The 24,913-nt window shown below is 71.1% G+C and carries 26 protein-coding genes; 11 read left to right on the forward strand and 15 right to left on the reverse strand.

The features are described 5' to 3' along the window. Positions 1–37 precede the first annotated feature (37 nt). The 3 genes from ACFXPL_RS23240 to ACFXPL_RS23250 all read left to right on the forward strand — a co-directional run bounded on the left by ACFXPL_RS23240 (position 38) and on the right by ACFXPL_RS23250 (position 3,441). A complete protein-coding gene (locus tag ACFXPL_RS23240; RefSeq protein WP_384922685.1) occupies positions 38–1,105 on the forward strand; it encodes a PucR family transcriptional regulator in 1,068 nt (355 codons plus the stop codon). A gap of 195 nt (positions 1,106–1,300) precedes the next feature. Next, positions 1,301–1,816 carry a hypothetical protein gene (locus ACFXPL_RS23245; protein WP_384922688.1) on the forward strand — a complete coding sequence of 172 codons (516 nt, stop codon included), beginning with the start codon at positions 1,301–1,303 and terminating at the stop codon, positions 1,814–1,816. Between the two features lie 143 nt (positions 1,817–1,959). Then, on the forward strand, positions 1,960–3,441 hold the full coding sequence (locus ACFXPL_RS23250; RefSeq protein ID WP_384922691.1) for a flotillin family protein: 1,482 nt from the start codon (positions 1,960–1,962) through the stop codon (positions 3,439–3,441). Between the two features lie 129 nt (positions 3,442–3,570). Here ACFXPL_RS23250 and cynS read toward each other — a convergent pair whose 3' ends face one another. After that, entirely contained in the window at positions 3,571–4,014 is a 444-nt protein-coding gene (gene cynS / locus ACFXPL_RS23255; protein WP_384922694.1) for a cyanase, read from the reverse strand. Positions 4,015–4,194: 180 nt separating this feature from the next. Continuing rightward, positions 4,195–4,368 carry a CsbD family protein gene (locus tag ACFXPL_RS23260; RefSeq protein WP_384922697.1) on the reverse strand — a complete coding sequence of 58 codons (174 nt, stop codon included), beginning with the start codon at positions 4,366–4,368 and terminating at the stop codon, positions 4,195–4,197. Between the two features lie 260 nt (positions 4,369–4,628). On the opposite strand from ACFXPL_RS23260, the gene ACFXPL_RS23265 reads away from it, so the two are divergent. Continuing rightward, positions 4,629–5,288 (forward strand): hypothetical protein, encoded by a 660-nt coding sequence (locus ACFXPL_RS23265; protein WP_384922700.1) that lies wholly within the window; start codon positions 4,629–4,631, stop codon positions 5,286–5,288. A gap of 26 nt (positions 5,289–5,314) precedes the next feature. On the opposite strand, the gene ACFXPL_RS23270 is transcribed toward ACFXPL_RS23265, so the two are convergent. Then, a complete protein-coding gene (locus ACFXPL_RS23270) occupies positions 5,315–6,175 on the reverse strand; it encodes a helix-turn-helix domain-containing protein (RefSeq protein ID WP_384922703.1) in 861 nt (286 codons plus the stop codon). 89 nt (positions 6,176–6,264) lie between these two features. Further along, entirely contained in the window at positions 6,265–7,122 is an 858-nt protein-coding gene (locus tag ACFXPL_RS23275) for a class I SAM-dependent methyltransferase (protein ID WP_384922706.1), read from the reverse strand. 294 nt (positions 7,123–7,416) lie between these two features. Here ACFXPL_RS23275 and ACFXPL_RS23280 point away from each other — a divergent pair, with 294 nt between their 5' ends. Beyond that, positions 7,417–8,256, forward strand: coding sequence for a glycosyltransferase family 2 protein (locus tag ACFXPL_RS23280; RefSeq protein ID WP_384922779.1), 840 nt, complete (start codon positions 7,417–7,419; stop codon positions 8,254–8,256). Between the two features lie 268 nt (positions 8,257–8,524). Here the strand turns inward: ACFXPL_RS23280 and ACFXPL_RS23285 are convergent, their stop codons facing one another. Both ACFXPL_RS23285 and ACFXPL_RS23290 read right to left on the reverse strand, forming a co-directional pair. Next, the gene (locus tag ACFXPL_RS23285) at positions 8,525–8,965 is read right to left on the reverse strand and encodes a hypothetical protein (protein ID WP_384922709.1); all 441 of its coding nucleotides are present in this window, start codon (positions 8,963–8,965) and stop codon (positions 8,525–8,527) included. A gap of 278 nt (positions 8,966–9,243) precedes the next feature. After that, positions 9,244–9,654 carry an SRPBCC family protein gene (locus tag ACFXPL_RS23290; protein WP_384922712.1) on the reverse strand — a complete coding sequence of 137 codons (411 nt, stop codon included), beginning with the start codon at positions 9,652–9,654 and terminating at the stop codon, positions 9,244–9,246. 218 nt (positions 9,655–9,872) lie between these two features. On the opposite strand from ACFXPL_RS23290, the gene ACFXPL_RS23295 reads away from it, so the two are divergent. Continuing rightward, positions 9,873–10,532, forward strand: coding sequence for an NADPH-dependent FMN reductase (locus tag ACFXPL_RS23295; protein ID WP_384922714.1), 660 nt, complete (start codon positions 9,873–9,875; stop codon positions 10,530–10,532). Between the two features lie 51 nt (positions 10,533–10,583). Here the strand turns inward: ACFXPL_RS23295 and ACFXPL_RS23300 are convergent, their stop codons facing one another. The 5 genes from ACFXPL_RS23300 to ACFXPL_RS23320 all read right to left on the reverse strand — a co-directional run bounded on the left by ACFXPL_RS23300 (position 10,584) and on the right by ACFXPL_RS23320 (position 14,687). Beyond that, the gene (locus ACFXPL_RS23300; RefSeq protein ID WP_384922717.1) at positions 10,584–10,793 is read right to left on the reverse strand and encodes a hypothetical protein; all 210 of its coding nucleotides are present in this window, start codon (positions 10,791–10,793) and stop codon (positions 10,584–10,586) included. Between the two features lie 216 nt (positions 10,794–11,009). Next, the gene (locus tag ACFXPL_RS23305) at positions 11,010–12,221 is read right to left on the reverse strand and encodes an RNA-guided endonuclease InsQ/TnpB family protein (protein ID WP_384922720.1); all 1,212 of its coding nucleotides are present in this window, start codon (positions 12,219–12,221) and stop codon (positions 11,010–11,012) included. Continuing rightward, the gene (gene tnpA, locus ACFXPL_RS23310) at positions 12,205–12,651 is read right to left on the reverse strand and encodes an IS200/IS605 family transposase (RefSeq protein ID WP_384922782.1); all 447 of its coding nucleotides are present in this window, start codon (positions 12,649–12,651) and stop codon (positions 12,205–12,207) included. The genes ACFXPL_RS23305 and tnpA overlap by 17 nt, the downstream gene beginning before the upstream one ends. Before the next feature lie 33 nt (positions 12,652–12,684). Then, positions 12,685–13,305, reverse strand: coding sequence for a GNAT family N-acetyltransferase (locus ACFXPL_RS23315; RefSeq protein ID WP_384922723.1), 621 nt, complete (start codon positions 13,303–13,305; stop codon positions 12,685–12,687). 17 nt (positions 13,306–13,322) lie between these two features. Continuing rightward, positions 13,323–14,687: a hypothetical protein gene (locus tag ACFXPL_RS23320; RefSeq protein WP_384922726.1), complete on the reverse strand. Its 1,365-nt coding sequence runs from the start codon at positions 14,685–14,687 to the stop codon at positions 13,323–13,325. 307 nt (positions 14,688–14,994) lie between these two features. Between ACFXPL_RS23320 and ACFXPL_RS23325 the strand changes: the two genes are divergently transcribed. The 3 genes from ACFXPL_RS23325 (at position 14,995) to ACFXPL_RS23335 (ending at position 16,680) form a co-directional block, all read left to right on the forward strand. Beyond that, complete coding sequence (locus tag ACFXPL_RS23325; protein ID WP_384922785.1) at positions 14,995–15,426, forward strand: ATP-binding protein; 432 nt, start codon at positions 14,995–14,997, stop codon at positions 15,424–15,426. A gap of 655 nt (positions 15,427–16,081) precedes the next feature. Further along, the gene (locus ACFXPL_RS23330) at positions 16,082–16,204 is read left to right on the forward strand and encodes a hypothetical protein (RefSeq protein ID WP_384922729.1); all 123 of its coding nucleotides are present in this window, start codon (positions 16,082–16,084) and stop codon (positions 16,202–16,204) included. Between the two features lie 68 nt (positions 16,205–16,272). After that, on the forward strand, positions 16,273–16,680 hold the full coding sequence (locus tag ACFXPL_RS23335) for a hypothetical protein (protein ID WP_384922732.1): 408 nt from the start codon (positions 16,273–16,275) through the stop codon (positions 16,678–16,680). Positions 16,681–16,684: 4 nt separating this feature from the next. On the opposite strand, the gene ACFXPL_RS23340 is transcribed toward ACFXPL_RS23335, so the two are convergent. Beyond that, the gene (locus ACFXPL_RS23340) at positions 16,685–17,512 is read right to left on the reverse strand and encodes a helix-turn-helix domain-containing protein (protein ID WP_384922735.1); all 828 of its coding nucleotides are present in this window, start codon (positions 17,510–17,512) and stop codon (positions 16,685–16,687) included. Positions 17,513–17,720: 208 nt separating this feature from the next. Between ACFXPL_RS23340 and ACFXPL_RS23345 the strand changes: the two genes are divergently transcribed. After that, a complete protein-coding gene (locus tag ACFXPL_RS23345) occupies positions 17,721–18,446 on the forward strand; it encodes an alpha/beta hydrolase (protein ID WP_384922738.1) in 726 nt (241 codons plus the stop codon). Between the two features lie 94 nt (positions 18,447–18,540). Beyond that, positions 18,541–19,530 carry an ABC transporter substrate-binding protein gene (locus ACFXPL_RS23350; protein ID WP_384922741.1) on the forward strand — a complete coding sequence of 330 codons (990 nt, stop codon included), beginning with the start codon at positions 18,541–18,543 and terminating at the stop codon, positions 19,528–19,530. Between the two features lie 298 nt (positions 19,531–19,828). Here the strand turns inward: ACFXPL_RS23350 and ACFXPL_RS23355 are convergent, their stop codons facing one another. The 3 genes from ACFXPL_RS23355 to ACFXPL_RS23365 all read right to left on the reverse strand — a co-directional run bounded on the left by ACFXPL_RS23355 (position 19,829) and on the right by ACFXPL_RS23365 (position 24,706). After that, positions 19,829–21,316, reverse strand: coding sequence for a lysine N(6)-hydroxylase/L-ornithine N(5)-oxygenase family protein (locus ACFXPL_RS23355; protein WP_384922744.1), 1,488 nt, complete (start codon positions 21,314–21,316; stop codon positions 19,829–19,831). A gap of 85 nt (positions 21,317–21,401) precedes the next feature. Then, entirely contained in the window at positions 21,402–23,174 is a 1,773-nt protein-coding gene (locus ACFXPL_RS23360; protein ID WP_384922747.1) for a pyridoxal phosphate-dependent decarboxylase family protein, read from the reverse strand. Next, entirely contained in the window at positions 23,171–24,706 is a 1,536-nt protein-coding gene (locus ACFXPL_RS23365; protein WP_384922750.1) for a diaminobutyrate--2-oxoglutarate transaminase family protein, read from the reverse strand. The genes ACFXPL_RS23360 and ACFXPL_RS23365 overlap by 4 nt, the downstream gene beginning before the upstream one ends. Positions 24,707–24,913: the final 207 nt, after the last annotated feature.

Genomic DNA, 24,913 nt, shown 5'->3' on the forward strand with positions numbered 1-24,913 from the left:
TCCGGTCCCTCAAGTCGTCGACAGGCCAGGAGCAGGCGTGACAGGGCACGGGATACCCGACGAGTACATGGAGGGGTACGCCCGCATCCTGGTGGCCGTCGCCGCCACCGGACGCAGGCTCAGCCGGGAGGAGTTGCTCGCCCGGCGTGAGCTGGGGGAACAGGCGGCCGAGGCCGGGTTCGCCCTGCGGGCTCTGGTCGGGGCGCATCTGTCGGCGGCGCGGGCGCACTGGCCCGTCGGCGGGGCGGACAGCGGCACCGCGGACCGGGTGCTCGCCGCCGTCGAGCAGGCCGTGGACGCGTTCGCCGAGGGGTACGAGCGGGCGCAGCGCCTCGCCGTACGGCAGGAGGCCGCCGCGCGCCGGGAGTTCATCGACGACCTGCTGTACGGGCGCAGCGATCTGGGACGGCTGGCGGAGCGCGCCGAGCGGTTCGGGCTGCGGCTGTCGTACGAGCACGCCGTGGCGGTCGCGGAGGGGTGGGTCGCGTACGACGAGGAGGACGCCGTTCCGCGCTCCGTGGAGCAGGCCCTGATCGGGCGGTTCGGGGACCGCAGCGTGCTGCTCACGACCAAGGCGGGGCGGCTGGTGTGCATCGCGCCCGGTGACCAGGGCGAGGTGCTGACGTACTTCGCCAAGCAGGCGTTCGCGGCGACGGACGGCGGCCGGGTCGCCGTCGGCCGGCCGCAGCCGGGGGTGGGCGGGGTGGTGCAGTCGTACGAGGAGGCGCTGAGCGTGCTCGACCTCGCCGAACGGCTCGATCTGGACGGTCCCGTGCTGCGCGCCGCCGATCTGCTGGTCTATCCGGTCCTGAACCGCGACCGGCAGGCCATGACGGACCTGGTGCTCCACACGCTCGGCCCGCTGGAGGCGGCGCGCGGCGGCGCCGGGCCGCTCCTCGAAACGCTGTCCGTCTACTTCGACGCGGGGTGTGTGGCGGCGGAGGCGGCGCGGCGGCTGTCGTTGAGCGTACGGGCGCTGACGTACCGCCTGGAGCGGATCCACCGGCTCACCGGCGCCGACCCGGGCGATCCGATGCACCGTTATGCCTTGCAGACGGCCGTGATCGGGGCCAGGCTCATGGACTGGCCGGCCAAAACCTTCTGAGACGGTCCGGGAACCGAACGGTGATCCGCCCGGGACCTTCGTGGCTTCCGCGCGGCCACCGGGATGCCGTCGGCACGGCTACCGGCATCAAGAACGCGTTAAGACTGCCGGAAACCGGCAATGTCGAGTTCCGGTCAAACATGCGACGATAGAGCTCTGGCCGAGGACATCGCGCCAGTGGGGGAGGTTGATCCGATGACCTTGTTTCTTGGTATCGGCATCGCGGGGATCGTGCTGCTCGTCCTGTCTCTCATCTTCGACGGGGTGCTCGAAGGGCTCTTCGACGGGGTCGGGGTCCTGGACGGACTCTTCGACGGTCTGCTGTCCCTGCCCGTGATCGCCGGATTCGTGTCGATGCTCGGCTTCGGCGGCGCACTCGTCCTCGGCACCACTCAACTCGGTACCGGCCCGGCTGTCGCTGTGGGGGCGGCGGCCGGTGTCGGTGCCGGCTGGCTGACCTGGAAGTTCAGCAAGGCGCTGATGCGCGACCAGACGTCCGTCACTCCGCGCGGCGCCGACCTCGTGGGCTCGTCGGGCACGGTGGTCACGGCGATTCCGGCCACCGGGTACGGCGAGGTGCTGCTGCGGCTCGGCGGGCAGCCGGTGAAGTTCTCCGCCAAGTGCGCGGAGCCGGTGGCGTACGGCACGGAGATCTGGGTGGAGGCGACGCTCTCGGCGAGTTCCGTCTCCGTACGCCCGGTCCAACGCTGACCGACGGGGTACGGCGCTGGGCGGCGCCGTACCGGGTCACCGGCACACTCCCCACGCCCATTACATCGCACGGCACATGACGCACCACCGCCGTGCGAACCGTTCCGATCTGCCGTCCCCCGGGAGGCAAGGGAGAGAGCCCCATGAGTCCAGTCGTCATCGCCGTGCTGGGGATCGTCGTACTCGTCGTTCTGCTGGCCCTGGTCGTCATCACGCGCTACAAGGTCGCGGGCCCCAGCGAGGCGTTCATCGTCACCGGCCGGCGCGGCAAGAAGTCGACCGATCCCGACACAGGCCGGATCTCCATCGACAACAGCGGCCAGAAGGTCGTGGTGGGCGGTGGCGTCTTCGTCGTCCCGTTCGTCCAGCAGAAGTTCACCCTCGACCTGTCCAGCCGCCACATCCCGATCGCGGTACGCGGCGCGGTCACCCTGCGCGGGGTGAAGGCCAACCTCGAAGGCGTCGCCATCGTCAAGGTCGGCGGCACGGAGGACTCCATCCGGGCCGCGGCCCAGCGCTTCCTCCAGCAGCAGGGCGGCATCGTCGGCTTCACCCAGGAAGTCCTCTCGGGTGCCCTGCGCTCCATCGTCGGCCGGATGTCGGTCGAGGACATCATCCGCGACCGCGCGGCCTTCGCCGGTCAGGTCGCGGAGGAGGCGGAGGCCAGCCTGTCCGGGCAGGGCCTGGTGCTGGACGCCTTCCAGATCCAGGACATCACGACCGAGGGCTCGTACCTGGAGGACCTCGGCCGCCCCGAGGCCGCCCGCGCCAAGCAGGAGGCCGACATCGCGGAGGCCGTCTCGCGGCGCGCGGCCGAACAGGCGCGGCTGAAGGCCGAGGAAGAGATCGCGATCGCCCAGCGGACCTTCCAGCTCAAGCAGGCCGAGATCAAGGCCGAGACGGACGAGGCCGTGGCGCGGGCCGCGGCGGCGGGCCCGCTGGCCCAGGCCGCGCGCGAGCAGGACGTGCTGATGGAGCAGGAGAAGGTGGCCGAGCGCCAGGCCGCGCTGACCGACCGCGAGCTGGACACGAAGGTCCGTAAGCCCGCCGACGCCGCCCGCTACCAGGCCGAGCAGGAGGCGGAGGCCCGCCGTATCGCCCTGGTCAAGCAGGCCGAGGCGGACGCCGAGCGCTCCCGTCTCACCGGTGAGGGCGAGAAGGCGCACCGCGCCGCGCTCGCCGCCGCCGTACGGATCGAGGGTGAGTCGGAGGCCGCCGCGATCGCCGCGAAGGGGTCGGCCGAGGCGGAGGCCATGCACAAGAAGGCGGACGCGTTCGCGCGGTACGGCGACGCGGCCGTCCTCCAGATGCTCGTCGAGGTGCTGCCGACGGTGGTGGCGAAGGCGTCCGAGCCGCTGAGCGCGGTGGACAAGATGACGGTCATCTCCACCGACGGCGCGGGCCAGCTCGCCCGTACGGTCGCGGACAACGTCGCCCAGGGCGTCGAACTCCTCAGCTCCACCACGGGCGTCGACCTCGCGGAGCTGCTGAAGGGCATGACGGCCGGCAAGTCCCTGACGACGGCCCCGGCGGCGACCACGTCCGGCGCTGCCGCGTCCGGCACGGCCGCGGGCGCGGAGGCCAACGGGACGGCGCAGGGCGGCCGTATCGAGGTCACGGACTGACCTTCCGTCCTTCTCCACCGAGTTCCACCCAGCTCCACCGGGGAAGGGGCCCGGTCGGCACACAGCCGACCGGGCCCCTTTCCTTTCGTCTGTCGCGTGTCGCCCGTCGCCTGCCGGCTCGCCTGCCACTCACCACTGGTAGGGCAGGTACTTCCCGTCGAGCGTGATGACCACCCGGTCACCCGCCGGGTCGGGCACGCGCTTCACGTCCAGCCGGAAGTTGATGGCGCTCATGATGCCGTCACCGCACTCCTCGTGGATCAGCTCCTTGATGGTCGGCCCGTACACCTGGATGACCTCGTAGAGCCGGTAGACGGTCGGATCGACCGGTACCGCCGAGTCGAGCGCGCCACGCGTCGGCTGGAGCCGGAACGCCTGCACGGCGTCCTTGCCGAGATCGAGGAGCGACGCGGCGGCCTCGGCCTGCTCCGTACTCATCGGGTGCTGCCCGAGCAGCGCGGCGGTGGTCCAGGCCACGGGCCGGCCGACCGCTTCGGCGAGCTGCGCCCAGGTCAGACCGAGTTCGGCCTTGGCGCCACGGACTGCTTCCGCTGCTTGCTGTTTGGTGAGCATGGGGAGAAACGTAGGAGTGCGTACGTGCGCACGCAACGGGGCCGGAGGCCCGCCAAGGCCTGAACTGCCTGAAAGGGCGATGGCCCGGCCGTACAGGTCACCGGAGTGCCGTACGGCCGGGCCACCGCCCGAGGTCTCTGCACACACGGCCGCCTCTGCCGGAGGGGCCGGGCCACGCGCTCATCGCTTGAACGCGTCCTTGGTCTTCTCGCCCGCTTCGCGGACGTCGCCCTTGGCGCGCTCGGCCCTGCCCTCGGCGGTCAGCCGCTCGTTGCCGACCGCTCGACCGACGGTTTCCTTGATCGCACCCTTGACCTGATCGGTCTTCGCGGAGGTCTTCTTGCCGGCGGTCATGTCGCGCTCCCTGAAGTGTCGAAATCGCTGACGCCAGCCCGTCTGCCCGAGCACTTCGGGGACAAACCCGCCTCTCGTCCACGATCATCCGTTCGAGCGAGCTGCCATCTCTGCGTGCCACCTCTTCGTGCCACCTCTTCATGCCACCTCTTCGCGCTCTTCGTGCTCTTCGTGACCGAACGCGTTTACGCCCTCCCGTCTCGGTAACAATCCGTAGCAATGAGGCTGGTAGCTCAGCAGCTCTGCGAAAGGCGGGACCCATGTCTGTGACCACACTCGCTCTCCTGGTGGTGCCGGTGGCGATCATCACCGCGCTGCTGCTCGCCCGCCCGGTGTCGAACCGGGCGGCCGGCGAGGGCGGCCTCCAGAAGGACTTACGACACCGCTTCGGCCCCGAGTACGACCGGGTGACCGCACACCACCACGGCGACCCGAAGGCGGCCGAGCGGGAACTGGCGGCGCGGCTGCGGCACTTCCACGCGCTGCGCCTCAAGGAGCTTCCCGAGCCGGAGCGCGCGCAGTACCGGGCGCAGTGGGCCGGCCTCCAGGAGCAGTTCGTCGACTGCCCCGGCGCGGTCGCGGCGAAGGCGAACCTCCTGCTGAACCGGCTCGCGGTCGACCGGGGTTTCCCCGCCGAGTCCCGCGCCCGCCAGTTCGAGGCGCTGTCCGTGCACCACCCGGAGCAGGTGGAGGGCGCGCGACTACTGGACGCCGCGGCGCGACAGGCCGGCACGGGTACAGGCGCGGGTACGGATCCCGGTACGAGCCCGGGTATGAGCCCGGGTTCGGGTACGGAGGCGGGGGACGCCGAGACGATGCGGCACGCCATGATCGCGGGCCGCGCCCTCTTCGACGTACTGATCGCGCCCCAGGCGCACCCGTCCCCGTCACCGCACGCCGCGCACCGTACGTCCTTCTGAACGCGTGGTGAGCCGGCCCCGCCGGCTCACAGCTCCTTGCGGAAGTCGGAGAGGATCCGCATGGTCCGCCGCGCCGGTTCCGCGTGCGCGGCCATGCGGTCCATCGCCTCCTTGTGCTCAGACACCTCGCGGCGGCCGTCGAGGTAGAGGGCGCCCGTCAGGTACTCGACGTAGACCATGTCGGGCATCTCGGGGACGGCGAAGCGGAAGACGACGAAGGGGCTGTACGTGCCGGGGTGGTGTCCGGCGGCGAACTCGGCCAACTGGATTGTCACGTTCGGCAGTTCGGCCGCCTCCAGCAGCCGGTCGATCTGTGCCCGCATCGCGGCGGGCGACCCGACGCGGCGCCGTAGCACCGTCTCGTCCAGAATCGCCCAGAAGACGGGCGCGCCGGGCCTGGTCAGCAGCGTCTGTCTCTCCATGCGGAGCGCGACATGGCGGTCGATCCGGTTCGGATCGCTCCGCCCGACCTCGCCGTTGGTCAGGATCGTCCGGGCGTACTCCTCGGTCTGGAGCAGGCCCGGTACGAAGTGCGGCTCGTAGCACCGGATGGTCCTGGCGGCCTCTTCGAGGCTGACGTGGCCGCCGAACCAGCCCGGCAGTATGTCGTGGAAGCGCTGCCACCAGCCCGGCCGGTTGGCCTCCTCGGCGAGGTGGAGGAAGGTCGCCACCTCCTCGTCGGACACGCCGTACGCCGACAGCAGGATCTGCACGTACGGGATCTTGAGCCCGACCTCGGCCATCTCCATCCGGCGGATGGTGGCCGGCGCGACGCGCAGCAGCCTGGCGGCCTGGTCCCGGCCCAGACCGGCTCGCTCGCGGAGCGCCTGGAGCTGCTTGCTGAGGACGAGTTGTCCGATCGTCGGGGCGGACCGCGGCTCGCTCATGCCCCACCCCCCAGCTCCGACATGCGGGCAGTGTGCCACAGGAAAGTGATCGCGGACACAGTCGCACCGGATATGACACCGGTCTGTGGTCAGCCCGTGGAAACGGTGAATTTCCCGGGGTCTTCGGGCTGATCCCGGGGCTGGACCGGGGACTGATCTCCGGGCCGCTTGCGGGCAGCGATCAGCTCGTGGAGGTACGTCTTGGTGACGCGCCCGCCGTACCGGCCGTCGATCAGGGCACGGAGCTCCGACAGCAGCCCCTCGCGCGCGCCGGGCTCCAGGGCACGGTGCCCCGAGTAGGTCAGCAGCACGTCGACGTACGCGTCGGCGGAGTATGTGATCTCCCGCGTCCAGCGCGCCACGGACACCGGCCCGAACAGGTCGGAGCCGGCCAGCTCACCCGTGTCGGTCGTGACCAGCGCCGAGCGGCGCAGCCGCAGGCCGGGCGGGGTCGCCGGGTCCCAGCGCTCGTAGCACTGCTGGGCGTCCGCGAAGAAGGCGTCGTCGCTCCGGGTGGTCTCCGAGGCGACGTGGTGGGTGGTGACCAGCGCCAGCAGGCCGCCGGCGCGCAGCGCGTCCGCCGCCCTGGCCAGCCGTACCGCGGGGTCGAGCCAGTGGAAGGCGGTCGCGACGACCATCAGGTCGTACGGCTCCGGGGGCGGCGCCCACGTCTCGAACGGTGCGACCACGACCTCGGTGTCCGGGAACGGCCGCAGGTTGCGCGACGCCACTGCCGCGAGGGACGCGCCCACCTCCACGGCGGTGATCCGGCAGCCGTACCGGGCCAGCGGAACGGTCAACTGCCCGGTGCCCGGCCCCACTTCCAGGACCCGCCGGCCGGGCCCGAGGCGCGCCCGCGCGGCCAGCTCCTCGACCAGCGGGGCCGGGTAGGCGGGACGCGCCCGGTCGTACAGTTCGGCGTCCTCGTCGAATGTGTCCCGTAACACAGCGCCTCGTCTCCTGCTCGATGCCACCAGGTACGACGCCGTGCGGTGCGGCGCGGGGCGTCAAGGTGAACCTTCGGGGTCCGCAGGAATATCTTCGGGTGTCCAGGGGATGGAGACCGCCGGTTAGCATCGACGGACTGCCTTTCCGCTGTCTGTCGCCGCCTGTTGCTGTCTGCCGCTGTTCTTTGCCGTTCCCCGCTGTTCCCGCTGTCTTCCGCTGTTTTCCGCTGCCCTTCGAGTTGCTGGAGTGATCTGGACGTGTCCCGACCGCGTGTGGGTGTGGCCGTACTGACCATGGGCACCCGGCCCGTCGAGCTGCGTGCTCTGCTGGACTCCGTGGCCAAGCAGCAGGAGGCCGCCACCCGGATCGTCGTCGTCGGCAACGGCTCCCCGCTGCCCGAGCTGCCCGAGGGCGTCATCGGGGTCGAGCTGCCGGAGAACCTCGGCGTCTCCGGCGGGCGCAATGTCGCCATGGAGAAGCTTCGCGAGGCCGGTGACGTGGACATCCTCGTCGACCTGGACGACGACGGGCTGCTCATCGAGGCCGATGTGATCACCCGCATCGCCGACCTGTACGAGGCACGGCCCCGGCTCGGCATCGTCAGCTTCCGGATCGCGGACGAGACCGGCTTCACCGCGCGGCGGCACATCCCCCGGCTGCGCGCGAAGGACCCGATGCGCGGCGGCGAGGTGACCACCTTCCTCGGCGGCGGGCACGCGCTGTCCATGGCGATGCTGGCGGAGACCGGCGGCTGGCCTGACGCGTTCTTCTTCACCCACGAGGAGACCGACCTCGCGTGGCGCGCGCTGGACGCGGGCTGGACGATCCTCTACGAGCCGGAACTGGTCCTCCAGCACCCGCGTACCTCCCCCGCCCGGCACGCCGAGTACTACCGGATGACCGCCCGCAACCGCGTCTGGCTGGCCCGCCGCCACCTCCCCGCGATCCTCGTCCCGCTCTACCTCGGTACGTGGATCCTGCTCACGGTGGCGCGTACGCGGTCGGTGAGCGGACTGCGCGCCTGGTTCGGCGGATTCTCCGAGGGCGTACGCACGGCGTGCGGGACGCGCCGGCCGATCCGATGGCGAACGGTACGGCGCATGACGGCGCTGGGCCGCCCGCCGGTGATCTGACCCTCGACTCACGCACGGTGACGACGGAGGAGTTCCCTCGGGTGTCCCTGGCTCCCTACCGGCCGCGGACTCCCGGCCTCGTCCGGGACGCCCCCGTACGGGCCGGCCGGCCGGGCAGCCCCGGCCGCCGGCACACCGCGTACGGTCTCGGCCACACCGGCGGCGTCGACGGCCCGCCCCGGTCGCACCCGGCCGAAGACTCACCGCCTCGAAGACTCACCGCTCCGGTCACATGCGGCCGAAGACTCACCGCTCCGGAGACTCGCTGCTACTGGACGGGCGGGCAGATGCCGGTCTTGTCGCCGATGGTGTTGATCTCGGCGTTGGACCGCGAGTCACCCGCGTAGTCGAGCTGGTCCGTGCAGCTCTCCCCGTCGTTCTTCTGCGTACCCGAGGCCGCGCCGCCCTCCTCCGGGTCCGGGCAGTTGCCGGTGTCCTCACCGACGGAGTTGATCTCGGCGTTCGACCGCGAGTCACCCGCGTAATCGAACTGGTCCGTGCACTTCACACCGTCCTTCTTCGGCGTACCCGCCGCCGCGCCGTCGGTGGAGCCGTTCGACGACTGGGTGGAGTTCTTGGCGCTGTCCGGTGACACGGTGCTGGAGACGGAGGTGCCGGAGTCCGATCCGCCTGCGGGGTTGCAGGCGGTGAGCGACAGGCCGACGGCCACAGCGGCAAGGGTGAGCACCGAGATCTTCCGAACGCGCATAACTTCCTCCGAATGTGCCCCTGCTCCTGGTGAGCGGGCGTCCTGTCCTTCCGGACGTGAGCACCGCCCGTTCCCGTTGCACACCAAGAGGCCTTAAGACACGCCTGTGACACAGAAGCAAACAGGCCGTGATCTACGGCCCGCCACTCGGGCAGGTCGCGGGGAGACTGGACGACCAGGCCATCTGCCTGCGCAAAGGCACCCGCGCGGGCGGCCCACCGACCTCGTCCACCGTGCTCTCCCGCCCGGTGCCTGTCCGGAATGCAAACGGTGCCGGGCTAACCGGACTCCATCAGATCCTTGAGCCGCGTCAGGTCGGCGGCGACCATGTCGGCGTCACGCTCGAACTCGGCTTCGCTCACCTCGGGCTGCCGGCGCAGGGTGAACACCACCTCGCTCCCCGCCCCGTCGGCGATCACGCGGACCGGGTTGTGAACGGTCTCCCCGGAGGGCAGCGTGACGTCGTGGTCGAGCACACCCAGCTCGTTACGGGGCACGAAGGCCACCACCACCCGCCCCATGGGGGAGGATTCCGCGACCCATTGATCGTCGATCTTCTCGATGGAGCCGCCCAGCCCCCGGGCCCACGCGGGCAGGTTGGCCGGGTCCGACGCGTAGGCGTAGACCTCGTCAACGGTGCGGTCGATGTGGACGCCGAGGTGGCGTGATTCCTTACCGGTGCTGATCATGGCGGCGATGGTAGTGGGCCACCGCCACCGCCCTCTTGAACGAATCGGACACGCCTGCCCCCGGACCGAGCGTGCCGGGACCGAGCGTGCCCCGACCCGCCGACGGGCCTCGGCCCCGGTCGTACCGCTCGGACGCCGCAGAGTGTCGTCCGGTGCGGCGGGCCGGGCTGGGGAAAACTGGCTGCCGGGGACAACCGCACGGCGAAAGAGACCACAGCATGACCAAGGACGCTCAGCCGGCTCCCGTTCGGGTCCTGGTGTTCGGCGCCGCGCTGCGCGCCGGGTCCACCAACGCGCAGCTCGCCTCCCTGGTGTCGAACCTGATCACCGAGACCGGTGCCGAGGTCGACCTGGCCAGGATGCGGGACTTCGACATGCCGCTGTACGACGGGGATGTGGAGGAATCCGAAGGGCTGCCCGCCGGCGCCCTGGCCCTGTGCGAAAGGATCAAACACTGCGACGCGTTCGTGATCTCGTCGCCCGAGTACAACGCCTCCGTTCCAGGACTGCTGAAGAACGCCATCGACTGGGTCTCCCGAGTACGGCCGCAGCCGTTCAAGACCAAGCACGCACTGCTGGTCTCGTCCTCCCCGTCGATGATCGGCGGCAACCGCGGTCTGTGGGCCCTGCGGGTTCCGCTGGAACACCTCGGGACACGGGTCTACCCCGACATGTTCAGCCTGCCCCGCGCCTACGAGGCCTTCACCGAGGAAGGCCTCCTCGCCCACCCCGGCTCCCACGAACGGCTCGCCGACACCATCTGCGGGTTCATGCGGCTGGTACAGGCCGACGTGGAGTTCGTGTGCCTCCAGCGCCGCTGGTACGAGTTCCCCGGCGACCGCACCGACGCCCAGGTCACCCACCGGAGCGAGGACTGACCCACGTTCACCGGCCGCCCTTCGGAGCTGACACGGCCCGGGGCCCCACCCTCACTCGGTGAGGGCGTCGGCCATGGTGTCGAGGTCGGCGAGCAGGGCGGCGAGGCGCCACTGGGGAATGGCTTCGATCATGCGTTCCTCGATGGCGTACACGGCCGTGCGGGCCGCGTGCAGGCGCCGCTGTCCGGCGGGCGTGAGGAGTACGGGCAGGGCGCGGCCGTGGTCGGTGGCGTCCGCCCGGGTGATGAGGCCGGCCTCCACACGGACCCCGGGATCACCGCGGCGCGCCGGGTGGAGCGCGGCGGAACACCGGCCGCACGCTCCCGGATCGTCCGGGGCAGCCCTTGGCCGCAGCCCCCGCCCAGTCGTGACGGAGACCCGGCTACGCGTGAGTGGCGGCCGGCCACTCCTCGCGGAGGATCCCGTACGTGGTGACTCCTCCCCCCGGATAAATCCGGGGGGCTTCTCCTGTCGTGGCTAGGCCACGTCGGGAAGGACCAGCCCGGCCCTGACAGCGACGTTGAGTGCGCCGACCTGATCGGCGTTGGCGGTGTGACCGCACTGGGTGCACTCGAACTTCTCTTGTGTGGTGCGGTTCTCGCCGGACACGTGCCCGCAGGTGGGGCAGGTGCGGGAGGTGTTGCGGGGGTCCACCGGGATCAGCTTGCGACCGGCGCTTTCAGCCTTGTGCGCGAGGATGCCCAGGAACACCCCCCAACCCGCGTCGTGGATGCTCTTGTTCAGGCCGGCCTTCGCGGCGGCTCCATTCGGGAGGAACGCGCCGGGATTCCCGGTGTCAGGTTTGGGTTTGGGGGCGCGGACCATGTTCGCGATGCTCAGGCGCTCGTGAGCGATGACGTCGTAGGTGCGGACCATCGCCAGCGCGGTCTTGTGCGCGTGGTCGGTGCGCCGGCGGCGTACCTTGCGGTGCAGAGCGGCGACCTTCTCGACCGCCCGGCGGTGCCGGGCGGTGCGGTTCTCCCGCTTGCGGCGCGGGAACGCCTTGAGTGCGCGCTGAGCGTCGGCGAGGGCTTCGGCATGGTGCCGTCCGTGCCTCGGACTGGGCTGGTGCTCACCCTCGGAGGTGGTGAGAAAGTGGGCTACGCCCATGTCGATGCCGGTCACGGCGCCGGTCGCCGGGAGCGGTTCGGCGGGGACTTCGTCGCAGGCGAGGATGACATACCACTGCCGCCCCTCGCGCTTGACCGCGACGGTCTTGACCCGGCCACGCACCGGCCGATGCCGGTGGACGCGGACGTGCCCGACACCTTGCAGCCGGACGCGGGTGACCGGGGCGTGCGGGGTGGAGTCCCAGCGGCAGCCATCCCCGTCCTTGGGGAAGTCGACCGTGTCGAACCAGTTCACCCCGCGAAAACGCGGATAACCGGGATTTTCCCCGGCCTTGACCCGCCGGAAGAAGGCCTGCATCGCCTTGTCCAGGCGGCGCAGGGTGGCCTGCTGCGAGGAGAACGACCAGCGGCCCTGACGCTCCGGGTCAAACGCCCGGATCTCCTTGAGCTGTGCGGACTGGCCGCCGTACCTGATGCTCGTCTTCGAGCTGTGCCGGTAGGCGTCGCGGCGTTCCTGTAAGGCTGCGTTGTAGAGAGAGCAGTGATCCCGCAGCATCTCGGACAGGGCCTGTGCCTGGCGGACGGTGGGGCGCAGGAGGAACTTATACGCGCGGTGCACGCTCGGCTTCCTCCTTCTGCTTCTTCGTCCAGGGGCGTTCCCACTGGGTGTTGATGTACTTCTCCACCGTGTCCGCGCTGACCGCGCCGACCGAGGCGACGAAGAACGACGACGACCACAGGGTGGGCATCTGAGACTTCAGGTGCGGGAACTCGGAACGCAGCACGCGTGAGGTGAAGCCCTTGAACTGGTTCGCGACGTAGGACGCGGACGCCTTGGGCTCGTGCTTGACGAACAGGTGCACGTGGTCGGGCATCACCTCAAGAGCGATGATCTCCCAGCCCTTTTCTGCGGCCTTGGCCTCGATCAGCTCGCGCAGCCGGACCGCGACCCGGCCGCCGAGAACCCGGCGGCGGTACTTGGGGCACCACACCACGTGCAGCCCCAAGTCGTACACGCCACCGGAATACCGGCGAACCTTCCGCGTCACAGTCACGACGATCACTATACACGTGACGAGCATCTAGTCGGCGAGGGTCAACAGTGCGGATCCGTGCACGCAGTTGATGTCAGAGCAGCCCTGAGAAGCGATTCCCCCCACGCGTAAACGCGCGGGTCCCCTCGCTAGATAGCTGATGGAGTCCCGCCAGGCGCCCCGTACGTGAACATGCCCGCGAATGCGGCCTTCCTCGGTCATCCCTGAGGCCAGGAGCGTCTTCGCCGCGGCATCATTGAGCGGGGACCGGGCCGCCCAGACCCGGTGGAGGTCCAGATCGGTGAACGCAAGGGCGAGCAGCAGTTGTACGGCTTCCCTCCCGTAACCGCGTCTCCAGACATCGGTGCGCAGAGCGCCACCGATCGTGGCCGCGCGCTGCTGGTGCGGATCGAGGGCCAAGCGGACGAACCCGACCAGTTCGCCGTCGCCCTTATCCGTGAGAGCCAGGGCGTATTCGTCACGCGGCACGGTGGTCGCCGACGCCATGGACCGGGCGACGATGCCGTCGACCTCGTCACGTGAGCGCGGGCTGAAGCTCAGGTGGGTGGTGGCTTCGGAGCTGCCGTAGATGGAATGGACGGCGTCCACGTCTTCGGCAGTGAGTTCGCGGAGCGCCAAGCGGGAGCTGTGACGATCGACCGGATACATACTCGGGACCCTCTCCGTCAGCGAGGTAGAAAAAGCGGTCGGTGGCGACTGAATGCTGCAATCCTCTCGCATAGTTCGCGAGCCGTGACCGCATTGCGCAACGGCCCCTTGTGGAGTGAGGTCCCAAGACGCTGGAGAGAACCGACGATGCCTGCGTTGCGCTGGTTCGGCGGAAGATCGAGTACGGGGCGGACGGCTTCTGCTGCCCCTTCCAGGTCTCCCGCGTACAGGCGGGCAAGGGCCAGGTTGGACTGGCATCCGGCCTCGGCGGCAAACGCCCAGTGCGGATTGTTGGTGTCGCTCAGTTCTCGTACCGCGTCCTCTGCACTCCTGACGAGGCCTGCGTCGCTGTCGGAAAGCACGAGACTCGCCTCGATACCGAAGAACGTCTGCCTGACCTGCGGGAAGAAGAAGTTTCCACCGAGATCGTCCAGGTCGTCCGGCCGTGTGCCTTGCCGCATCGCCTCGGCACGGCGAATTGCCGCGTGAACGGTCTCAGCATCGCCCAACAGAGCAGCAGCGCGTGCTTCCTGGGCAGCGAGCCACACGATGACGCTACCGCGCAGGTCGCCGCTGATCTCAATGCCCTGACGCGCATAGTGCAGCGCGTCCCCCGGCCGGTTCGCCCAGTACGAGATGGAGGACTGGAGTCCCTTTACCCAAGCCCTCATGGTTTGATGTTCGGCCTGGTCCGCGCATACGGAAGCAGTACGAGCCTGCATCATGGCCGACTGCGGGTCACCGAGGTCATGGCTGGCCTTGGCCAGCATGCCGGACTGAAGTGCGGCGAGGAAGTACAGGTCTCGTGTCTGCGACGGCTTGGCGCGACCGCTTTCCAGCAGCCGGAACGTCGTATCTTGGATGTAGGTCAAATCATCCAGGACTGTTCCCACTGGAACACGCAGGTGAATCATGGCGATACGGCGCACCTCCTCCTGGACATAGTCCAGAGTCTCCTCACCCACCGTTTGCCGCTCCGCTCTCATGGCAAATTCGATTGCGCGCCGTGCAGCCATGACCGCATGCCTTCCCGTCTCGTGTAAATCTGCGCCAGAATCGGCGTTGACACCAGTGTCAGAAACGCTGGAATCACTACCCATAACGGCCCCTACGGGAGCAGATTCCTCGGCAGACGCTTCAGAGAGAAGCTCTCGGATCGGCCTCATGAAGAGGTGGGCCAGGATTCGACGCGCCTCGTTCTGAGGAGTCACTCGTCCCGAATACCAGCGCTCGAAGGTTCTGTCCGAAACCGTATGCGTCGCGAGAGAAGGATCTCGAACCTGTTCTGCCAGACACTGCGCAGCCCGTTGGTATTGGTCAATGAAGGTGCGGTAGTCCTTCCAGCCCATTTCGTCGATCAAAGACCGGAGGAGCGTGGTCACCGAGTCCCCCTCTGCTGTCCAATGTGATGTAACGACGCTACGCCCAAGCGGCCCGCAACTGGGGCGGTTAACTCGACCCTTGGCGACTTTGTCGGAGATCTGTCGTCACTCTGTCGAGAGTTTGGCCGATATGCCGTAAGCCCGCGCGGAAATGACGTGCATCTGACGGTAGATCTGCCCTTGCCGTGTCGTCACGATCAGAGCCACGCCACTCTGCGCACCCAACAGGATACGCAACGTGACGCACCTGTCTTGCGCGGCAGTGGCGTCCAGGACCCATATCTATGAGGGGATTTGCATGGTGACCATGCTCCCGAAGCGGTACGAACCGGTTGGCTGTCGTCCCCCGGCAGGGCCTCCACCGCAGCTCTTACTCGTCGGCGCGCCGGAGTCGGTCCGGGCGGCCCGTCGCTACGTGCGTGAGTTCGTGGCGTACCACCTGCCGGATACGGGTGAGACGTGTGTGGACGATCTCCAGCTCGTGGTCTCGGAGTTGGTGACGAACGCCGTGCGGTACGGGACCGAGCCCGGGGACTCGGTGCTGGTGGTGCTCGCGGTCACGGACACGTGCGTGCGGGTGGAGGTGCGGGATCCGGTGCGGCGGCGGCCTCGGTTCCGGGTCGCGTCCCAGGAGCGTGACCGGGGCCGGGGCCTGTTGATCGTGGAGGCGTTGGCGGAGTGCTGGGGTGTGGCCGATCGGCCGTTCGGGAAGGCCGTGTGGGCCGAGGTGGCCCGGTGAACGGGCCGGTCGGCGGCCAACCGGGCGCCGCCGGTGCGGGGTTCGGGGCGGGGGGTGTCGTGTCGGCGTGGCCCGGCCGCGCGTCCGTCGGCCCGGTGGCGTGGCTGACGGTCGGGCACTCCGCGCCGCAGCGCCCCGGGGAGGCTTCCGGGGGCGACGCCTCCGTGCCCGTGCCGTATGCCGGTGCCCGTGACCGGCTGCCGGTGACCGGCCGGTGGTTCGGGGTGTGGTGGTCGTGTTCGGGGGCCGGCCTCCCCGGTGTCCTCCGGCCCTGCGTACCCAATGGCCCGCCCTGCGGGACTCCTGGCACACACCTCCCACCCGGGACGCCGTCGACACGGGCATACGGCGCGGTGTCGTCGGCGGGCGGGGTCGTGGGCCGCGCCACCGGCATGCGGGGCGCCTGGTGACGTGCCGGCGCCGGCGTTCTCCGCTGCCGCTCCTACTCGGGTCCGCCGCGCTGGTCGTGTTCGTGCTGAGCCTGGTCGGCGATCACTTCGACCGGTAGCCCCGGCCCGGCCCGCATGCCTTCCGCTGTGCCCCTCGAACCCCCGTTCCGGCCGGTACTCCCGGCGAAGGAACAACCGGCCGGAACGGGACAGGGCCCGGACAAGCCGGGCCCGGCAGCTGCACCCAACGGCACAGGAGGCCCACCGTGCGACACCCCACCGGCCCGGTCAAGCACGGCGGAGACGACACCGACAACGGCGGCGACGACAACCAGGGCGGCACCCCCTCCGGCGGCTGCGGCGACGGCGACGGCTGCGGACGCCGGTAACAGGAGAACCGGCACGACACGGCGGCCCCGGACCCACCCCGGCCGGGGCCGCCCCCAAGGAGCCCCCCATGCCACCCCACCACCACGCCTACCTCTGGCTCGGCCACGGCGACGTCCTCGTCAAGCCCGGCGACGCCCACCGGCGTCCCGGCCACCCCGAATTCCCCACCGCCCCCGTCATGCCCCTCGAAACCGCCGACTGGCTCCTCAAGGCGTCCGCCCATGTCCGGGCGACCTTTGCCCGGCCCGCCGAAGCAGCCACCTGGTACGTCGATCAGCTTCAGCGGCACATCGGCATCCTCGCGGGCACGTACGCGCCCACACCCCACCCCGGCGAGATCACCCGGCGGCTCACCGCCCGCGAAGACCTCGTCGGCGGCTGGTGGGCCACCGGCGGGCGCTTCCTCCACCTCGGCCTCATCGCCTGCGGACCGCACCCGCTCCGCCCCCGCCACCCCTGCCCCGCGCCGGGGTGAGCGATTACGGGCGACGGAGCGCGGCGGAGGCGAGGAGCGCCAGCTTTTCGGCCGTGTCGCTGCCGGGGTCCGGGTGGTAGATGACGAGGACCTGGCCTGCCGTACCGCCGATGGCCAGCCGTTCCCGGTTCAGGCTCAGGGCGCCGGCCTGGGGGTGGGCGAGGTGTTTGGGGGCGCCTTCGCACGCCTCTACGTCGTGGCGGGCCCAGAGCCGGCGGAAGCGGGGGCTGGCCAGGGAGAGTTCGCCGACGAGTTCGAGGAAACGGGGGTCGTCCGTGGCGGTGCCGACGGATTCGCGGAAGCCGGCGACCATGCCCGCCGCAGCGCTCTCCCAGTCCGGGTAGAGGGCCTGCTCGGCGGGGTCGAGGAAGACGTCCCGCAGCCGGTTGGCCCCCGCCGCGAGGCGCGGTGACAGCGCGGTCGCCAGGGCATTGGCGGCGAGGACGTCGAAGTGGCGGCCCTCGACCAGGGCGGGCAGCGGGAGCGCGGTGAGAAGTTGGGCGATGCCCGGAGGGACGGTCTCCGGCCGGGGCCGGCCCCGGTGGCGTCGGGGCCGTCCGGCGCCGAGGCGGAGCAGGTGCGCCGTCGCGTCGTCGTCGAGGCGCAGCGCGCGGGCGAGGGATTCGAGGACCTGTACGGAGGGGTTGCGGTCGCGGCCCTGTTCCAGGCGCAGGTAGTAGTCGGCGCTGATGCCCGCGAGCAGCGCGACCTCTTCCCGCCGCAGGCCGGGCACGCGCCGTACCCCCACGGCGTGGAGGCCGGCCTGCTCGGGCGTGACGAGTTCGCGGCGTGCCCGCACGTACTCACCCAGCGGGTTCGGTCCGTCGGTCATCGCTCCACGGTAGTCCGCCCGCCGCGCGCGTGCCTGGTCCTGTCACCCCCAGGATCGCGGGGGCTCTGGCCGGCCCGGAGCCCCGGGGGCAGCGTGGCCGGTGGCCCACCAAGGCCGGAACCTTCCGCCCCCGTCCGACTCGGACCGGCGCGGACGAGTACAGCGAGCACAGCGAGTACAGCGAGCACAGCACGTAAGGAGCGGAACCATGTCGACGTATCTGCTGGTACACGGTGCCTGGCACAGCGGGGAGTGCTGGGAGCGGGTGGTCCCGTCGCTGGAGTCGGCCGGGCACCGGGTCTTCGCGCCGTCCCTCACCGGTTACGGGGACAAGGCGCACCTGGCCGGCCGCGAGACCGGGCTCTACACGCACGTCGACGACATCGTCGGGCTGATCACCGGGGAAGACCTCACCGAGGTGGTGCTGGTGGGTCACAGCTACGCCGGGCTGGTCATCTCGTCCGTGGCGAACCAGGTCCCGGACCGGATCGCGCGGCTGGTCCACCTCGACGCGATGGTCCCGGAGGACGGCGAGAGCGCGGCCGATGTCCAACCCATGACCCGGACCCTGATCGACCTCGCCCTACGGTCCGAAAGCGGCTGGCGGATTCCGCCGCCGCCGGAAATGCCGCCGCCCTCGGGGCTGTTCGGGGTCACGGACCCGGCGGACATCGCCTGGCTGCGTACGATGCTGTCGGATCAGCCGGTGCGCTGCCTCCAGCAGCCGGTCCGCCTGGACAACCCGGCGATGAACGCGATCCCACGGGCGCACATCCACTGCACGGTCGGCGTCCCTGAGGGCATCGTCCGCCGCCCCGTCCCCGCGATTCAGCCCAACGGCACCCCGGCCCAGGTGTGGGAGCTGGCGACCGGTCACGACTGCATGATCACCGTGCCGGCCGAACTCGCGGACCTCCTGCTCAAGCTCGGCTGATCCGGAACCCGGGCCACCGGCCATGACCGTACGTTAGGTTTGCCTTACTCGGTCCGGGGCAGGATCCGGGCTGCCGTCAGGGAGGCCCGCCGCCGTGTCCAGAATCCTCACCCGCCGTATCACCGTGGCCGCCGCCGTCACCGCGCTCGCCGTCACGCTCACCTCCTGCGGCGGCGACGAGCCGGCCGGCCGGGACAAGGGCCAGGGCGCGGGCAGCGCGTCCGGCGGCGCCACGCACACCGTCCCGACCGTCATGGGCGACGTGAAGGTGAAGGACGCGCCCCAGCGGGTCGTCGTGCTGGACACCGACGCGCTCGACTCGGCCGTCACCCTCGGGGTGACCCCGGTCGGGGCCACCACCGTCGTCGACAAGGCGCCCTTCTCCACCTACCTGCCCGCCGGCCGGCTCAAGGACGTCAAGCCCGTCGGGCTGATCGCGCAGCCCAACCTCGAAGCGATCAACGCCCTGAAGCCGGACCTGATCCTGAGCAGCAAGGTCCGCGACGAGAAGAACTACCAGGCGCTCTCCGCGATCGCCCCCACCGTCTTCTCCGACACCACCGGCCCCTCCTGGCGGAAGAACTTCGAGCTGCACGCCGACGCGCTCGGCAAGAAGAACGAGGCGAAGAAGGTCGTCTCGGAGTACGAGGAACACGTCACCCGGGTGACCGAGGCGCTCGGCGGGCCCGCGAAGGCCAAGCGGCTCAAGGTCGGTTTCGTACGGTTCGTCGAGGGCGCGGACACCCGGCTCTACCTCAACGACACCTTCGTCGGCTCCCTCTTCAAGGACCTCCAGGTCGGCCGCCCCGCCAACCAGGACAAGGACGGCTTCTCCCTCGACGTCAGCCCGGAGCAGATCGACAAGGCCAACGCGGACGTCATCTTCTACTCCGCCTACGGGGACGCGAAGAAGTCCAAGGAGACCGACACCACGGCGGGGCCGCTCTGGAAGAACCTGGTCGCGGTGAAGAAGGGGACGGCCTTCAAGGTCGACGACAACGTGTGGATGCTCGGCATCGGTTACACCGGCGCCGGACGGATCCTGGACGCCGTCGAGAAGAGTTACGGGTCCGCCGCCCGGTAGGCCGCCTGGTAGGCCGCCCCGGTAGAGGGAGACGGACGTCAGCCCGCGTCCCGCGCCGTGACCGGCGGGTTGACGACCGTGCCGTGGAAGCCGGGGCCCCGAGCCGTTCGCGGTTGAGGGCGGCCCGTCCGAACGACGGGGCGGGCGGCCCGAACGTCGCGAAACGCTCGGCCAGTTCGGGGAGGCGCGCCTGGTAGCGCTCAGCCTCCGGCACGGGGACGGGGGCGGGTACGAACAGCTCCTCGTACGCGAACTCCTCCACGGCGTTGGACGGCAGCCGCCGCCCCGCCCGCGCCGGTCAGGGGCTCCCCTCGGGGGCGGGGGCCGGCGCCTCCGGGGCGCCGAAGGTCGTCCACGCCGCACGCTCCGGGACCCGTAGCACCGTCCGCCCCGCCACCGCGTTGAGGATCGTCGCCGCCCGCCACGCGCCCAGGGTCAGATCGGGGGCGCCGACGCCGTGCGTGTGCAGTTCGGCGTTCTGGACGTACAGCGCACCGGAGATCCGCCGGTCCAGTGCGACGCGGTAGTCGCCGTCGACGCGGTAGCGGCCCCGCTCGTCCCAGTCCACCAGCTTGGCCAGGCCGTCCAGGAATCCGGGGCGCGCCGCCGCGTACCCGGTGGCCGAGACGACCGCCGACGTGCGCACCTCGAACAGCTCGTCCTGCTCGGTGTGGCGGCACGTCAGTACGTAGGCGTCGCCCCGGCGCTCCATCCCCTCGACCGCCACGCCCGGATGGAGCGCGGCGCGCGGCTCCGTGCCGCCGATCGTCCGCTCGTACAGCTCGTCGTGTATCTCGCCCAGCGTCTCCTCGCTGACGCCCTTGTAGAGCTGCCACTGCTCCCGTACGAGCCGCTCGCGGCGCGCTTCGGGCAGGGCGCGGAAGTAGCGGATGTAGTCGGGCGTGAAGTGCTCCAGGCCGATCTTGGAGTACTCCATGGGCGCGAACGCGGGCGTACGCGCCAGCCAGCGCACGTACGGGCCGCCCGCGCCGCCGCCGTCCTGGTGGCGCAGCAGGTCGAGGACGACCTCGGCGCCGGACTGGCCCGCCCCGAGGACCGTGACGTCGTCGAGGCCGGCCAGCCGGGTCCGGTGGGTGCGGTAGTCCGCGCTGTGCAGCACCCGGCGGTCCCTGCTGTGGCCGTCGCCGCCGCTGTCCCTGTCACGGTCACGGTCGCTGTCGCTGTCGCTGTCGCTGTCGCTGTCGAGGTACGGGCGCAGGGGGTCCGGGACGACCGGGTCCGTCCCGACCCCCAGGACGACCTGCCGCGCCCGTACGGACGAGACGGTGCCGTCGGCCGAGCGGTGGGTCACGAGGAAGGCGTCGGCGCTCTCGTCCCAGGTCAGGTCGGTGACGCGGGCGTCGAAGCGGCAGGACGGCAGGTTCTCGGTGACCCAGCGGCAGTAGTGGTCGTACTCGCGGCGGGGTATGTGGAAGCGCTCCGAGAAGAAGAACGGGAACATCCGGTCGTGTTCGCGGAGGTAGTTGAGGTACGACCAGCGGCTGGTCGGATCCGCCATGGTCACCAGGTCGGCGAGGAAGGGAACCTGAAGGATCGTTCCTTCCAGCAGCAGCCCCGGGTGCCAGGAGAACGCGGGTTTGGCGTCGAGGAAGAGCGTGCGCGGACCGTCCCCGGGGACACCGTCCGCGAGGGCGGCCAGCGAGAGGTTGAACGGGCCGATCCCGACCCCGACGAGGTCGTACACATCGCCGTGCGCCTCACCGGGCACGTCGCCGGGCACGCCGTCGGCGTCGCTGATGCCGTGGCCGTCGTGGGGGATCGTCACTGCTGGGCCTCCGCAAGGGGGTGAGGGGGAACGGGAGTTACGGACGGGACGCGGACCGGCGCCTCGCCGGCCCCCGGTGATGGCCTCACCTCATCACACCCGCCTCACCCGTCCCTTCCGTCACTTTCATCGCTTCCATCCCCTCCGCCTCTTCCTCATCTCCTGCCTCTTCCGCCTGTCCGGCGGCCACGACCGCCGCCAGCAGCCGGGCCACGTCGTCGGCCGTGGCGTACGGGTTGAGCAGGGTGAGCTTGAGGCGTACGCGTCCTGGCCCCTCGCCCGGCAGCTCCGTACGGCCGACGACGGCGCGGCCCTCGCGGAGCAGCCTGCGCCGCAGCCGGGCGTTGATGTCGTCGCTCCTGGCCCCGCCCGCTGCCCCGTCCCCGGGCGCGCCCCGCGGCACGTAGCGGAACAGGAAGGCGGTGAGCACCGGTTCGGAGTGCAGCTCCAGCCGAGGGTGTTCCCGTACGCCGCGCGCGCCCGCGACCGCCAGGTCCCGGCAGGCGTCGACCAGTCGGCCGAGCCCGTCCCGGCCCAGGGTCCGCAGGGTGACCGCGATCTTGAAGGCGTCGGCGCGCCGGGTCGTACGGAGCGACAGGCCGAGCAGGCTCGGGTATCCGGCCTCCTCGTCGTCCACCGGGTTGAGATAGACCGCCCGGCGCGCGAGCGAGGCGTACGTCTCCGACGCGCGGACCAGGAAGATCCCGGCCGCGGCCGGCTGCCAGCCGAGCTTGTGCCAGTCCAGGGAGACGGAGTCGGCGAGCGCGAGGCCGTCCAGCAGCGGCGCGAGCCGGTCGGAGAGCAGGGCGCCGCCGCCGTACGCCGCGTCGACATGCAGCCAGGCACCGTGCGCGGCGGCGAGGGCGGCGCAGGCGCGCAGCGGATCCACGGCGCCGGTGTCGGTGGTGCCGGCGGTGGCCACGACGGCGACGGGGAGTTCGCCGCGCCCCGCACATCCGTCGAGGACTTCGGCCAACGCCTGTGGATCCATGCGGAGTTCGTGGTCGACGGGGACGGAGAGCACCGCGTCCTCGCCGAGCCCGAGGAGGGCGGCGGCGCGCTGTACGGAGAAGTGCGCGGCGGCGGAGGCGAGGATGCGCGGCCGGCCCGCGGGGCCGCTCGCGGCCACACCGGAGAGTTCGACCTGCCGGCCGGTCGCGGCGCCGAGGACCCGGTCCCTGGCGAGCATCAGGCCCATCAGATTCGACTCCGTACCGCCGGAGGTGAGCACCCCCGCGGCGCGCGTGTCGTCGTACCCGACGAGCCGGGCCATCTCCTGGAGGAGCAGGGTCTCCAGGGTGGTCGCGGCGGGCGCCTGGTCCCAGGAGTCCTGGGAGGGGTTGAGCGCGGAGACGGCGAGGTCGGCGGCGACGGCGACCGCGAGGGGCGGGCAGTGCAGATGCGCGGCGCAGGCGGGGTCGGCGGGGTCGGCGCTGCCGTGGGCGAGGAGTTCGGTGAGCCGGGCGAGCACGGTGGCGGCGCCGACGGATTCGGAGACGCCGCCGGGGCCGGAGATGCTGCCGGGGCCGGTGGCGCTGCCCGTACCCGTGCCTGTACCCGTACTGGTGCCGGTGCCCCTTCCCGTACCGCTCGCGAGTGCTTCCGCGACCGAGGCGGCGATGTCCTCGGGGCGGCCGGGGGCGACGGGGCCGTCGCGGCGTTTGGCGCCCTCGGTGAGCGCGGCGAGGACGGTCGCGACCAGCGGCTCCAGGGCGTGGGGGCCACCGGCACCGCCGGAGAGCGGCGCCGGGACGTCCTCCACGTTCGCGGGGCCGCCCTCCGCATCCGCAGGGGCGGCCGGCGGCCGGGCCTGCCGCGGGATCGGCGCCACGCCTTGTGTCCGGGTTTCCGTCGTCATGCCTGCCGTCCCTGAGCCTCGTGCCGTCCTTGAGCCGTCCGCCGTCCCTGAGCCTCGTGCCGTCCCTGAGCCGCGTCCTTCGAAACCTCCGCGATCGCGTCCGCCAGCCGGTCCACCACCGCCTCCGCCTGCTCGTCCGTGACGATCAGTGGCGGCAGCAACCGTACGGTCGCGTCGAACCGCCCGCCCAGCTCCACGATCAGCCCCCGGTCGAGACAGGCCGCCCGTACCCGCACGGCCAGTTCCGCGTCGACGGGACGGGCCCCGCAGGAGTCCGAGGGGCCCTCCGGGTCGACGAGTTCGACGCCGATCATCAGGCCGCGCCCCCGCACGTCGCCGATCGCCGGGAGTTCCGCGCGCAGACCGTCGAGCCGCGCCGTCATCCGGGCGCCGACGGTCGCCGCGCGCTCGCTCAGGCCCTCGGCGCTCACGAACCGCAGCGTCGCCGCGCCCGCCGCCATGGCCAGGGTGTTGCCGCGGAAGGTGCCGGTGTGGGCGCCGGGCAGCCAGCCGTCGTACTTCTCGTCGTACACGATCACGGCCATCGGCAGCCCGCCGCCGATCGCCTTCGACAGGACCAGCACGTCCGGGGTGATCCCGCTGTGCTCGACGGCCCAGAAGGCCCCCGTACGCCCGACGCCCGTCTGCACCTCGTCCACGATCAGCGGAATCTCGCGCTCCCGCGTGAGCCGCCGCATCGCGCGCAGCCAGGAGTCCGGCGCCGGCACCGCGCCGCCCTCCCCCTGCACCACCTCGACGATCATCGCGGCGGGCGGCACGACACCGCCCGCCGGATCGTCGAGCAGCCGCTGCGCGTACGTGACGGCGAGTGCGGCCCCGCGCTCGCCGCCGACACCGAACGGGCAGCGGTACGCGTACGGGTACGGCAGCCGCGTCACCTCGGCCCCGCCGCCCGCGACCCGCTCCTTGACGGCGACGCTGCCGGTCACGCCCAGGGCACCCGCCGTCATGCCGTGGTACGCGCCGGTGAACGCGAGCAGTCCGCTCCGCCCGGTCGCGGTCTGCGTCAGTTTCAGGGCCGCCTCGACCGCGTCCGTACCGGCGGGTCCGCAGAAGTGGACCCGGGCGCGGTCCGCGAAGCCGCTCGGCAGGGTGGCGAAGAGCGCGTCCGTGAAGTCGTCCTTCTCCGGGGTCGCCAGGTCGAGGACGTGCAGCGGCGCCCCGCTGTCCATCGTGCGGCGGACGGCCTCCAGCGTGACGGGGTGGTTGTGGCCGAGGGCGAGCGTGCCCGCGCCGGAGAGGCAGTCGAGGTAACGGCGGCCGTCCGTCCCCTCGATGGTCATGCCCGAGGCGCGCGCGGGGACGATCGGGAACGAGCGGGCGTAGGTGCGCGCCGAGGACTCCCGGGCGCGCTGGCGCCGCAGAATGCCGTCGGCCGCCGCGGTCGCGCCTGCGGCGGCGGCCTGGACGGGCAGGGTGGCAGAGGGCGCCGTGGAAGGGGGCGTGGCGGAGGGGGTCGTGGCGGAGGGGGGCACGGCGGGAGCGGGCACGATGGAGGGGGGCACAGTCATGACACGACTCCGGAGATGCGAGGAAGGACGAACTCCCGGTCGTACGAGCCCGCGTAGGGGAGAACGATCAAACCCCGTGCGCGTACCCGGTCGTTCAGGACATCACGCGGAAGGGTGTCGCCGGGAGGGGGTCGGAGCGGGACGGGCACGGCTGGCACTACCTCGGGGTGGGGGGTGCTGCGGAAGGGGCGCATGCCCAACAGCTTG

It is taken from the genome of Streptomyces sp. NPDC059092 (assembly GCF_042756365.1).
Lineage (GTDB): Bacteria > Actinomycetota > Actinomycetes > Streptomycetales > Streptomycetaceae > Streptomyces.